Origin of the sequence: Bacillus sp. SIMBA_074, from assembly GCF_046534555.1 — a bacterium.
Taxonomy (GTDB): Bacteria; Bacillota; Bacilli; order Bacillales; family Bacillaceae_G; genus Bacillus_A; species Bacillus_A mycoides.
This window is the reverse complement of sequence record NZ_JAWRYM010001230.1, coordinates 1-236: the sequence shown is the minus strand read 5'-3', so window position 1 is coordinate 236 and position 236 is coordinate 1. Positions and strand designations below refer to the sequence as shown.

Annotated in this window: 1 protein-coding gene; it reads left to right on the top strand. The window is 67.4% G+C overall.

Annotated elements, in window-relative coordinates; genetic code table 11:
- On the top strand, positions 1-226 hold a 226-nt coding region (locus SB773_RS34650; RefSeq protein WP_410595083.1), incomplete at its 5' end, for a hypothetical protein.
- Positions 227-236 lie beyond the last annotated feature (10 nt).

The following is a 236-nucleotide window of genomic DNA, read 5'->3' as shown; positions in this document are numbered from 1 at the left end:
GCCTGTGGGCATGAACTGCTCGCCCCTCCGTCCACTGATGGGCGGAGCTCTCACCCTCGGAGCCATCGCGCTTCTCGCCGGCTGCGTGAACGCTCCGACGGTCGACGTGCTCGCCAGCGGTGAATCCGCGCGCTTGCCTGGTTCGGTCACCTCCGATCAGCTCGAGACCGTGGTCCCCGAGGACGAAGGCGAGAAGATCGGCGAGTATCTTCGCGTCTTCCTGTGACCGCCGCGCC